A 12,249-nucleotide genomic window follows, 5' to 3' on the forward strand; every position below is an offset into this window, starting at 1 on the left:
CATTGATAGAGCAACGGTTTGTTATGAAATGCGGAGGCAGCACGTTAGCGGCGCTTCCTGATGGTTTCTTCGACGAGCTGCGCGAGCTGCAGCAATCGGGCGTACGTCCGGTTATCGTGCACGGCGGCGGACCGGCTATATCCGAGACGCTGTCGAAGCTGGGCATTGAATCTGAATTCGTGAACGGCTTGCGCAAGACGAGCGACGAAGTGCTGGATGTCGTTGAGATGGTGCTGGCAGGCCGTATTAATAAAGAGATCGTCCGCAAGATTCAGACGCGAGGCGCACAAGCGCTTGGGCTGTCCGGCGTAGACGGCAAGCTGATTCAAGCAAAGCCTGTTGCGAATGCCAGCGAGATCGGCTTTGTGGGCGATGTGACGGACGTGAATGCAGCTGTTATTGAGGGCGTAATGGGAATGGGCTACATTCCGGTTATTGCTCCCGTTGGCATCGATGCGGCTGGACAACGCTATAACATCAATGCGGATACGGCAGCAGGAGCGGTTGCTTCCCATCTCGGGGTTGAACGGATGATCGTCGTAACGGACGTGCCGGGCATACTGAAGACGGTGGACGGCGAGAAGCAGGTATTGCCGACAGTGACGGTCGAAGAGATCGAAGCGATGATCGCAAGCGGAGAAATATACGGCGGCATGATTCCGAAGGTGCGTGCAGCTATTCAGTGCATACAGGGACGAGTGCGCGAGGTCGTCATCGTTAGCGGCGAGCAGCCGGGCGTATTGACGAAGGCTGTCCGCGAGGGCGGCGTAGGCACACGTATCGTACAAACAAGCGAAGGGCGGGTGTAATGACGATGAGCGAGACAAAGACGGTGGTCGATGCCGGCCAATCTTTATTGCCTACATATGCAAGGTATCCGCTGGCTCTGGTGAAGGGCGAAGGAAGCTGGCTGTGGGACGATCAAGGCAACCGCTACCTCGATTTTATGAGCGGCATTGCGGTTACGAATCTGGGTCATGCGCCTAAGCGAGTCAAGGAAGCGCTTGTGAAGCAGCTCGACGAGCTGTGGCATGTGTCCAATCTGTTCCGCATTCCTAACCAGGAGGAAGCGGCGAAGCTCATTACGGACAATAGCAGCGGCGATGCTGTGTTTTTCGGCAACTCGGGTGCTGAGGCCAACGAGGCGGCTATTAAGCTGGCGCGTCGTTACCAGCAGCTCGTACAGAAGAACGGACGTTATGAAATCATTACGTTCGAGCAGTCGTTCCACGGTCGGACGCTTGCGACGCTGACGGCTACCGGCCAAGCGAAAGTAAAAGAAGGTTTTGCGCCGCTGCCCGAAGGCTTCAAGACGATTCCGTTTAATGATCTTGCGGCGCTAGAAGCGGCTATATCGGATACGACTGCAGCGATTATGCTGGAGATGGTGCAGGCCGAAGGCGGCATTTATCCGGTCGATAAGGATTACATCAAGGCGGCTAAGGCGTTATGCGAGAAACATGGCATTCTGCTTATTGTCGATGAGATTCAGACGGGCATCGGACGTACGGGCAAGTTGTTCGCATACGAGCATTTTGGCATTGAGCCGGATATATTCACATTGGCCAAGGGTCTCGGAAGCGGCTTCCCGGTCGGCGCCATGGTCGCCAAGGAGAAGCTTCGCGAAGGGTTCACGGCGGGCAGCCACGGCTCGACGTTCGGCGGTACGCCGATTGCGACGGCTGTCGTGAAAGCGACGCTGGAGGAAATTGTAGGTGACGGTTTGCCGGCACGAGCTGCCGAGCAAGGCGAATACCTAATGGCACAGCTGCGCGAGAAGCTGCAAGGCAATGGATTTGTACGCGATGTGCGCGGACTCGGTCTGCTCGTCGGCATTGAATGCGCAGAGCCGATCGCACCAATCCTGGTAGAGGCGCAGCAGAAGGGCTTGCTCGTCATTTCCGCAGGGCCGAATGTCATCCGCTTGCTGCCGAATCTGCTCGTAACGACAGAGGAGATCGACAGCGCTGTAGCTATTCTGACAGAGCTGCTAGAGACGAAACGTCCGAACTAATTGGATATATAAGCAACCGTAACAACGACGCAGCGAAACGATAGGTTTCGCTTGAAGGAGGGCAAACGCATGCAAGGAACGGTTAACGAGGAGTTGGCGTTAAGCCTGAAAGGGCGCGACTTCCTTATGCTGGTCGACTACACGCCGGAGGAAATCCGGTACTTGATCGATCTCGCTATTGATTTGAAGAAGAAGCAGAAGGCGGGCGAAGCCCATCAACTGTTGAAAAACAAAACACTAGGCATGATTTTTGAGAAATCATCCACGCGTACGCGTGTTTCGTTCGAAGTAGGCATCTACCAATTGGGCGGCCAAGGGCTGTTCCTAAGCGGCAGTGACCTGCAAATCGGACGCGGCGAGCCGATCTGGGATACGGCGCAAGTGCTGTCCCGCTACCTCGACGGCATCATGATCCGCACATTCGAGCATCGTAAAGTGGTTGAGCTTGCTCGCGGAGCAACGGTACCGGTCATTAACGGACTGACAGATTTGTCGCACCCATGCCAAGCGCTTGCTGATTATCAGACTGTGCTTGAGCACAAGGGCCGCCTCGAAGGGCTGAAAGTGGCTTACGTCGGTGACGGTAACAATGTGGTTCATTCGCTGCTGATGGGCGCTGCCAAACTCGGCATGAACATGTCGGTCGCTACGCCTGAAGGCTATGAGCCGGATGCGGACATTATTAAGCAAACGATGAGCACGGCTGCTGAGACAGGTTCGATCATCCAGATCGGCCGTGATCCGAAGGAAGCGATTGCTGATGCCGATGTCATCTACACGGACGTATGGGCAAGCATGGGGCAAGAAGCCGAGCAGAAGGAACGCGAGCTTGCTTTTGCCGCTTTCCAAGTCAATGAAGCGTTGACCAAATATGCGAAAAAAGATTACCTGTTCATGCATTGCTTGCCTGCGCACCGCGGCGAAGAAGTGAGCGAAGGGGTTATTGACGGCGCGAATTCGGTTATTTTCGACCAAGCGGAGAATCGTCTGCACGCCCAGAAAGCCATCATGGCAGCTATTATGTCTTAATAGAAATTTCATTTGAAGGGGAGTAAATATTCATTATGGCAAAAGAAAAAATCGTGCTTGCCTACTCCGGCGGCCTGGACACATCGGTTATCCTAAAATGGTTGAAAGAAACGTACGACGCGGAAATTATCGCATTCACGGCTGATATCGGCCAAAAGGATGAGCTGGACGGCCTCGAAGCGAAAGCTCTTGCTACAGGCGCATCGAAAGTATACATCGACGACCTGCGCGATGAATTCGCGAAGGACTTTATTTACCCGATGTTCCAAGCGGGAACGCTGTACGAAGGCCAATACCTGCTCGGCACATCGATCGCACGTCCGCTTATCGCTAAGCGCATGGTTGACATCGCACGCGCTGAAGGCGCTACGGCGATTGCGCATGGCGCAACGGGCAAAGGCAATGACCAAGTCCGCTTCGAGCTGACGGCTGCAGCGCTTGCTCCTGAGATCGGCGTAATCGCGCCTTGGCGTCTGGAAGCGTTCCGCGAGCAGTTCCCTGGACGCGCCGAGATGATCGCTTATGCCGAGAAACACGGCATTCCGGTTACGGCATCGGCTGCTAAGCCTTATTCGACAGACCGCAACCTGCTGCATATCAGCTTCGAGAGCGGCATGCTCGAAGATCCATGGTTCGACCCAAGCTCGGAGGAGAACGAGAGCATGTACGTGCTGAGCGTATCCCCAGAGAGAGCGCCGGACAAAGCGGAATACGTTGAGCTTACATTCGAGCAAGGCAACTGTACAGCTATTAACGGCCAAGAGCTTAGCCCGCTTGAAGTGATGGAGACGCTGAACGAGCTTGGCGGCAAGCACGGCATCGGCCGTGTCGATATGGTGGAGAACCGCTTCGTCGGCATGAAGAGCCGCGGCGTGTACGAAACCCCGGGCGGCACGATCCTGTTCACGGCTCATCGCAAAATGGAATCACTTACGATGGACCGCGAAGTTATGCACCTTCGCGACTCCCTTATCGCTAAATACAGCCAACTCGTATACAACGGCTTCTGGTTCGCGCCTGAGCGTCTTGCCCTGCAAGCGCTAGTCGAAGAATCGCAGAAGAACGTGAGCGGTGTTGTTCGACTGAAGCTGTACAAAGGCAACGTAATCGGCGCTGGCGTGAAGAGCCCGGTCAGCTTGTACAACCCGGATATCGCGACGATGGAAGCAGACCCGTCCCAAGCATACGACCAAGGCGACGCAACAGGCTTCATCCGCCTGAACGCGCTTCGTCTGAAAGTATCTTCGGCAGTTAACAACAAATAAATCCGGAAGCTTGGCGGAAGCATGAGGCAGAGGACTCGGCGAAGCTGCAGTAACAGCAGCAGCGGCGTTGAGGGGTGCTGCGTCATGCTTTTCGTCCGTTTCTCCGGCAGGGAGTGTATGAGCGAGTGAGCAAACTATGGGGCGGTCGGTTTACGAAGAAGACAGACCAATTGGTAGAAGAATATACAGCATCGATCATGTTCGACAAAGAGCTTGCCGAAGAAGACATTCAAGGCAGCTTGGCGCATGTAACGATGCTTGGCAAGCAAGGCATCTTGCCTGCCGATGACGTGGAGAAAATCAAGGACGGCTTGCACCGCGTTCTTCAGCGCATTAAGCGCGACGATATTGAATTCTCCATCGGCGACGAAGACATTCATATGAATATCGAGAAAACGTTGATCGACGATGTTGGCACGGTAGGCGGTAAGCTGCACACCGGACGCAGCCGCAACGACCAAGTTGCAACGGATATGCATTTGTGGCTTCGCAAACGCGTAGTTGAATTCGTCGATATGCTGCATAAGCTGCAATCCGCGCTTATCGAGCAAGCAAAGGCGAATATCGATACAATCGTTCCGGGATACACACATTTGCAACGGGCTCAGCCGATCTTGTTCGCGCATCATCTGATGGCGTACGTGTCCATGTTCGGACGCGACATCGAGCGCTTGCAAGACAGCTACAAACGGATCAATGTGCTTCCGCTAGGAGCGGGCGCTTTGGCCGGCACGACGTTCCCGATCGACCGCCATTTCGTGGCGAGTCAATTGAAGTTCGACCGTGTGTACGAGAACAGTCTGGACGCGGTAAGCGACCGCGACTTCATTCTTGAGTTTCTGTCGGACGCCTCGATCATCATGATGCATTTGTCGCGCTTAAGCGAAGAGCTGATCCTGTGGTCGAGCACGGAGTTCCATTTCGTTGAACTGGATGACGCATTCTGCACAGGCAGCAGCATTATGCCGCAGAAGAAAAATCCGGACGTGCCGGAGCTTGTTCGCGGCAAAACTGGGCGCGTGTACGGCAATCTCGTTGGCTTGCTGACGGTGTTGAAGTCGCTTCCGCTTGCTTACAACAAGGATATGCAGGAAGACAAGGAAGGCATGTTCGATACCGTGAAGACGCTGCAAGGCGCGCTTCAATTGTTCGCGCCTATGATTGCGACGATGAAGGTCAACAAGGATCGGATGCGCCAAGCGGTCAATCAAGACTTCTCGAACGCAACAGACATCGCCGACTTCCTCGTTGGCAAGGGCTTGCCATTCCGCCAAGCGCATGAGGTCATCGGCAAGACGGTATTGTATTGCATCGAGCAAAACAAATACTTGCTCGACCTTACGCTTGATGAATTCAAGCAGTTCTCGCAATTGTTCGACGACCGCATCTACGCGGTGCTTCAACCGGAGCAAGTCGTCAATGCGCGCAATGTATACGGCGGCACAGCGAAGACGCAAGTCCAAGACGCGATCGGCCGCGCCGATGCCGCGCTTGCGGAGACGGCTGCATGGGTGACGGAGTACGTTGAGCGAAGCCGCTAAGCACTGACGTTATAGGAAGAAGAGGGATCTCCCTCTTCTCTTTTTTGTTTTCAATCCTTATTTTTCTAAAAACCTCGACTCGTTTATCCGATAAATAATATAGATTTTTTTATTTTTATATTTAAATCATCCAGAAGAGAGGTTTCAAGAATGAATAAGGCGTTAAGTTTATGGTTAAGTATTGCAATAATCGCGGTTATGATTCCATTATCAAGCGTACATGCCGCCAGATATTTACCATACATAACGGTCGGCGAATTAAGCGAAGGTTTGGCCTGGTACTTGGATTACGATGAAAGCACGGACGTTGAAACTTTTGGGTTTATTGATACAGCCGGTAAAGCGGTCATTCCTGCCAAGTATGACGGGGTAATGGATTTCCACGACGGTTTGGCGCCGGTCATGCTGAACGAGAAGTGGGGCATGATCGACAAGACAGGCAAAATCGTTATTCAGCCGAGCTATGACTCGATCGGCGAACAATTTGTAGATGGTCTGATGCTAGTCGCTAAGGGCGAGAAGTGGGGCTTTATTAATAAAAAGGGCGAGCTCGTTATTGAGGCGAAGTACGAATCGGCATCCAGCTTCGGCAGCGGCATTGCGCCTGTAGTATTAGACGGCAAGCCGTTCTATATCGATACGACAGGCAAGCAAGTTTTCGAAGCGAATTATGATACGATCTACAATTTCTTGGAAGGTTATGCGATCTATAACGAAGGCGACTATTGGGGTTATATCGACGCGACTGGCAAGGAAATAGTAGCGCCGAAGTATGATTTGGCTTACCCGTTCCAAAATGGACTCGCTCCGGTTCTCAAGGGTGATCTGTGGGGCTTTATCGATACGACGGGCAAGGAAGTCATTAAGCCGCAATACGAAGATGTGTATTCGTTTAATGGAGGATTGGCCGCGTTCATGCAGGACGGTCTATGGGGCTTCATCGATAAAAACGGCAAAGTGGTCGTAAAACCGAAATATGATGAAGTATATTCCGAATATATTGAGGGGCTTGCTTTAGTAGGCAGATACATCAACGAAGAAGACATGGTGCAAGGCTATATCGACGCGACCGGCAAGGAAGTCACGAAGTTCGTCCTCAACTTTTTTGGCGGCGAGTTCGAGAACGGTTATGCCATTGCATCCGACGGCGATTACCAAACCTATTACATTCTAAAGAGCCCTCTGCTTGCGCCCGTTTCCGCGAAGCCAACGGCATCCAAAGTGATGGTGAACGGCAAGGCGGTATCGTTCGAAGCGTACAATATCGGCGGCAGCAATTACTTTAAGCTCCGCGATCTGGCATTAGCGGTTAACGGTACGAACAAAAACTTCGAAGTCAGCTTTGACAAAGCTAAAAACGCGGTCAATCTGCTTGCGAACAAAGCCTATACGCCAGTAGGCGGCGAGCTAGCTGCTGGAACAAGCCAAGCCGTTAAGTCTGCTTCGCCTACCGCATCCACAATTTATGTTGACGGCGTGGAAGCACCGCTTAAAGCTTATAACATTGGCGGCAACAACTACTTTAAGCTAAGAGATATCGCTAAAGTGTTCAACATCGGCGTAACATGGGATGCTTCGACCAGCACGATCGGCATCGATACAAGTCTCGCTTACACCGAATAGAACAGTCGGCAAAGCCCCGCACAGCACAGCTGCGCGGGGCTTTCTCATGCCAAAAACTTTCGTTATCCTGTGAATGCCTGCACTTCCTCGTCCTAGATGCCGTCCTCCACGACCGAATCTTTCGGAGTCGGCGTAGGTGCAGGCGAGTTCTCGCCCTGCTGAGGCCCGCGCTCGATGATCGTCGGCTGCGCGCGATACGTATCATGCGAGACTTTCTCGCGGGACGTTTCTTTGCCGTCTTTATAGAGGATGCGKAACGTGTCAACGACATACCCTTGTTTGCCGCTGTCAACGACGACTTGCTTGCCGGCAGGCAACGAGGCGTTTACCGTCTCCACGATTTTTGGTGACAGGGTGTCCGTAGTAACCGATTCAACATCGTAACGAAGGCTTTCGTCCATTGTGCCGAACAGCTTGATCGTCACCGTGCGATCCTTTACCTCTGTCCGAATGATGAGATGTTTGCCGGTTGTGTTTTTGAAGCGGAAGTTGATGGCGCCGCCGGAGTATGTCGCATCCTGCCCAAGAGGTAGATACGCGACGGGAATCGAGTGATTGCGCCGTTCTACGATTTCAAGTCCTGCTCGCAAAATCGCATTATACAGTGTGCTCGATACTTGGCAGATGCCTCCGCCGATGCCGGGCACAAGCTTGCCGTTCAGAATGACGGGAGCTTCCCGATACGTGTGCTCCTTCTCCGTTGCCGTTATGAGCTTATCGTAATCGAACACTTCGCCAGGAGCGAGATGGGTGTCGTTCAACATTTCCGCCGTAATCGTTACATTATGGGCGCGTCCTTCCGCGCTCGTCTTGAAATCGGTCGAGAACTCGACGATTTTGCGATCAATGCCTTCCTCCTTCAATGCCGCCAGCGTCACCTTCGGGTGAATCGCCGTAATGGGAAGCTCATCGGCGAATGTTCGTTCAATCGGCTTCGCCAGCTCCTGCTCATCAATCCATACCCACCCATTGACTTTCTCGGATAACGATTCAAGCTGGATTCGATAGCCGTCGACATGCGGCACATAAAGCACCTCGTCTTTATCGGTAATCGTACGGGAGGCATCTTTTGGTTCGTTTTTTTCGATCCAGCCCCATTGCTTGCGAACGGCGGAATCGAACGTATCACGCTCCCAGCTCTGCGATAGCGAATAAGACTTCGGAAAGCGGTAACGGTATTCGGCCCGGTCCCATATGCGTCCATCACGCAGCTTAAGCAGCGCCTCTTTCACGCCTTTGAACTCCGCCTTGTATCCTAACTCGCTTACCGCCCATTGCTTGCTGTCGCCGGTCTCGGTATTCGCGTTTATCGTAATGGTCCGTTTTTGGAGGGACTGCTCGTAATCATCCAATAAGCCAAGCGCCTCATTAATCGTCATGCCGCCAATCGGAATGCCCCCCACGACAACGCCTTCGGGCACGGTATCCTGTGTAGCATAGTTCCACAGCAATACCCATCCGACCCCCGCCGCTGCAAGCAATATTACCAACGATATAACCAAGCCGAGATACAGTCGCTTCAAAATGAACAACACCCTTCCCGAATTTGAAAAATAATGAATACTAACCCGTTTACCAACTATATGCATCAGCGGCGCCGTTCTTGTCTTGAGCGGGCTGAAAGCCTTATTGCAGCGCGTCAAACTCTCTATTCGACATAGGACTCCATTATTAGAATTGTGAAAATATGAGGAAACAAAGCCCATTTTGAAGGATTTCGTGGCAACCTGTCGAATTACATAAAGCTGACTATTAACAGGATGTGATGAATGTGATTGAAATGCAGGACATTTGGAAGACGTATGCGGATGGCACACATGCGCTTCGCGGCGTTTCCGTTCGAATAGATCGTAATGAATTTGTATACCTCGTAGGGCCTTCCGGCGCAGGCAAATCGACCTTTATGAAGTTGATTTACCGTGAGGAAGTGCCGTCCAAAGGGCAAATATCGGTGAACGGCTTCAACATTGGCAAGCTTAAGCCTCGCAAGATTCCATACGTGAGACGCAACATCGGCGTTATTTTCCAGGATTTCAGATTGCTTCCGAAGCTTACCGTATTCGAAAATGTCGCTTTCGCCATGGAGGCGATCGAGGCGCCCCGCAGAGTCATTAAGAGACGCACGATGGAGGTGCTGGAGCTTGTCGGGCTTAAGCATAAGCACGCCTCCTTGCCGGCACAGCTATCAGGCGGCGAACAGCAGCGTGTCGCCATTGCCCGCGCAATCGTGAACAATCCGTCGGTTATTGTCGCGGACGAGCCGACAGGCAACCTGGATCCCGAGACGTCGCTGGGCATTATGAACCTGCTTGAAGAGATTAACTTCCGCGGTTCGACAATCGTCATGGCTACGCATAACAAGGACATCGTCAACTCCATGCGCAAGCGCGTCATTGCCATCGAGAACGGCAACATCGTTCGCGATGAAGCGAGAGGAGAGTACGGCTATGAAGCTTAGTACGATTCTCCGGCATATGCGAGAAGGCGCGAAGAACATTATCCGCAACGGCTGGATGTCGTTCGCTTCGATGAGCTCCATGTTCATCTCGCTGTTTATACTAGGAGTTTTCCTGCTGCTTGCATTGAACGTGAACGCAATGGCGGATCAGATAGAAAGCCAGGTTCAGATTCGGGTCTACTTGCAATTGAACGTCGATCAAACCAAGATGACAGAGCTGCAGAACAAGATCGGCAACATAACGGAAGTAAGCAAAGTGAAGTTCGTGTCGAAGGCAGAAGGGCTTGATATATTGCGCGAAAGCCTTGGCAAGGAGAATGAAGATTTGATTGAGGGCTACGAGAATGAGAAGAACCCTCTGCCAGATTCCTTTACCGTCGAGGTCTACGATCCGCTATCGATCGAAACGGCGGTTGCGCAGATCGAAGCCATCAACAAGGCGGACGAGTCGCTGCCGATTGCGAAGGTCAAGTACGGCCAAGGCACAGTCGAGAAGCTGTTCACTATAACGAACGTAGTGCGCAACATCGGTTTCGTAGTCGTTATCGGCCTAGGCATTACCGCGATGTTCCTCATCTCGAACACGATCAAGATGACGATTATCGCCAGACGCCGTGAGATTGGCATTATGAAGCTGGTAGGAGCGACGAACTCGTTCATCCGCTGGCCGTTCTTTATCGAAGGCGCCTTAATCGGATTGATCAGTTCCGTATTGACTACGGCTGTCATCTGGGTTGCATACTCGCAATTTGTTAGCTTTACGGAGACGGATTTGGCTCTAATGATGATTAAGCTCGTCACGTTTAAAGAAGTGGCTGGAATGGTCGCGCTGCTGTTGATCGGACTAGGAACATTGTTAGGCATTTGGGGCAGCACCATTTCGGTACGAAAGTATTTGAAAGTGTAGGTGATGATGGTAATGAGGAGAATAGCTGGTGTTATTGTAGTAACGCTGCTTACCGTATTTATGTTGCACCCGGCAAGCGGAGAAGCGGCATCGCTTAGTCAGATCAAGAAACAGATCGAGGAAGCAAAGAAGGAAATGCGGGACGCTGAGAGACGCGCAGCAGAAGCGCAGAAGCAGGCAGCTAATGCTAATTCTCAGAAGTCGGACATTGAAGTGAAGAAGTCCGACGCGCAAGCCTCGATTCAGAATATACTTGCGGAGATCGACAATGTAACGGTTAACAAAATGAATACGCAGGCAGAGGTTGATGCGAAGGAGGAGGAGTTGCTGCAGACAGGCACTCAGCTGGAGCAAGCCGAGCAACGTGTCGTAGAGCGCGACGAGCTGCTGCAATCGCGTATGCGTCTTATGTATACGAACGGATTCGTGTCGTATATGGATGTCTTGCTAAGCGCAACGAGCTTCACCGATTTCATCGATCGTTTCGATGCGCTGCAGTCGATCCTCAGTCAGGATCACGATATACTCGAAGAGCAGAAGCAAGAGAAGGAGCTTGTCGTTCAGAAAAAAGCCGAGGTCGAGAAGCAGTTCGCCGAGGTTAAGGCCATGTACGATAAGTTGGAGAAGTACGAGAACGCGCTCATCGCCAAGGAGCATGAGAAGGAGCAATTGATTGCCAGCTACAACAGCAATCTCCAAGCGCTCGACTCGGAACTGGAGCAGCTTGAGGATATTGGAGAAGAAGCAGAGAAAGAGTTGATGCAACTTGCATCGAAGGTGTCCAAGCTGAATGCCGAGAAAAACCGTATTTCCAATCCGTATAGCGGCGGCAGACTCGGTATGCCGATCAAGGACAACTACCGGATTAGCTCGAACTTTGGCACGCGGACGCATCCAATCACAGGCAAGAAGCATACGCATACAGGTATCGACTTCGCTGCGCCGCAGGGCACGGATATTTATGCGGCGGAGGGCGGCGTCGTTATTATCTCGCAAACCTGGAGCAGCTACGGCGAGTGTATCGTAATCGACCACGGCAACGGCTTGTGGACGCTGTATGGTCATATTCGCAAAGGCGGCCGATTGGTCAGCAAGGGCGATACGGTCAAGAAAGGCGACAAGATCGCTGAAGTCGGAAGCACAGGCAACTCGACCGGACCGCATCTTCACTTCGAGGTACGTAAGAATGAGGTTGCCGTCAACCCGGGCGGTTACTTGAAATAGTTCGATAGGCATTAGCGATAACTTATAGGTAGACAACCAAGAGGCAGCCATATGGCTGCCCTTGTTTTTAAACGATGCCTTGCAAATAATTGTAAGCCGCTTGTCATATACTAGGACGGTATTAGGAAGAGAGCCAAGCCTGCGACCAGGTTCGGCACAGGCAATACTGGGAAAATATGAAGGTGGTG

10 protein-coding genes are annotated in these 12,249 nt (G+C 52.3%); 9 read left to right on the forward strand and 1 reads right to left on the reverse strand.

Annotation, left to right across the window (positions count from 1 at the left end; genetic code table 11):
- Window positions 1-5: 5 nt before the first annotated feature.
- From argB to AC1DF0_RS06805, 6 genes are all read left to right on the forward strand, one after another.
- Complete coding sequence (gene argB / locus AC1DF0_RS06780; RefSeq protein WP_477573477.1) at window positions 6-809, forward strand: acetylglutamate kinase; 804 nt, start codon at window positions 6-8, stop codon at window positions 807-809.
- 5 nt (window positions 810-814) lie between these two features.
- The gene (locus tag AC1DF0_RS06785) at window positions 815-2,014 is read left to right on the forward strand and encodes an acetylornithine transaminase (protein ID WP_477573456.1); all 1,200 of its coding nucleotides are present in this window, start codon (window positions 815-817) and stop codon (window positions 2,012-2,014) included.
- A 69-nt stretch (window positions 2,015-2,083) separates the two neighbouring features.
- Window positions 2,084-3,043 (forward strand): ornithine carbamoyltransferase, encoded by a 960-nt coding sequence (gene argF, locus AC1DF0_RS06790; RefSeq protein WP_475822555.1) that lies wholly within the window; start codon window positions 2,084-2,086, stop codon window positions 3,041-3,043.
- A gap of 35 nt (window positions 3,044-3,078) precedes the next feature.
- On the forward strand, window positions 3,079-4,308 hold the full coding sequence (locus AC1DF0_RS06795; protein WP_442052482.1) for an argininosuccinate synthase: 1,230 nt from the start codon (window positions 3,079-3,081) through the stop codon (window positions 4,306-4,308).
- A gap of 125 nt (window positions 4,309-4,433) precedes the next feature.
- Window positions 4,434-5,849: an argininosuccinate lyase gene (gene argH / locus AC1DF0_RS06800; RefSeq protein ID WP_337104011.1), complete on the forward strand. Its 1,416-nt coding sequence runs from the start codon at window positions 4,434-4,436 to the stop codon at window positions 5,847-5,849.
- 150 nt (window positions 5,850-5,999) lie between these two features.
- A complete protein-coding gene (locus AC1DF0_RS06805; protein ID WP_477573457.1) occupies window positions 6,000-7,472 on the forward strand; it encodes a WG repeat-containing protein in 1,473 nt (490 codons plus the stop codon).
- Window positions 7,473-7,564: 92 nt separating this feature from the next.
- Here AC1DF0_RS06805 and AC1DF0_RS06810 read toward each other — a convergent pair whose 3' ends face one another.
- On the reverse strand, window positions 7,565-8,995 hold the full coding sequence (locus AC1DF0_RS06810) for a VanW family protein (RefSeq protein WP_477573458.1): 1,431 nt from the start codon (window positions 8,993-8,995) through the stop codon (window positions 7,565-7,567).
- A 248-nt stretch (window positions 8,996-9,243) separates the two neighbouring features.
- Between AC1DF0_RS06810 and ftsE the strand changes: the two genes are divergently transcribed.
- From ftsE to AC1DF0_RS06825, 3 genes are read left to right on the forward strand one after another with little or no spacing between them, the layout of a single operon-like run.
- On the forward strand, window positions 9,244-9,930 hold the full coding sequence (gene ftsE, locus AC1DF0_RS06815; RefSeq protein ID WP_307208650.1) for a cell division ATP-binding protein FtsE: 687 nt from the start codon (window positions 9,244-9,246) through the stop codon (window positions 9,928-9,930).
- The gene (gene ftsX, locus AC1DF0_RS06820) at window positions 9,920-10,837 is read left to right on the forward strand and encodes a permease-like cell division protein FtsX (RefSeq protein WP_442052485.1); all 918 of its coding nucleotides are present in this window, start codon (window positions 9,920-9,922) and stop codon (window positions 10,835-10,837) included. The genes ftsE and ftsX overlap by 11 nt, the downstream gene beginning before the upstream one ends.
- A 12-nt stretch (window positions 10,838-10,849) precedes the next feature.
- On the forward strand, window positions 10,850-12,061 hold the full coding sequence (locus tag AC1DF0_RS06825) for a murein hydrolase activator EnvC family protein (RefSeq protein ID WP_477573459.1): 1,212 nt from the start codon (window positions 10,850-10,852) through the stop codon (window positions 12,059-12,061).
- Window positions 12,062-12,249: the final 188 nt, after the last annotated feature.

The sequence above is a fragment of the Paenibacillus sp. 05T425 genome (assembly GCF_056396205.1).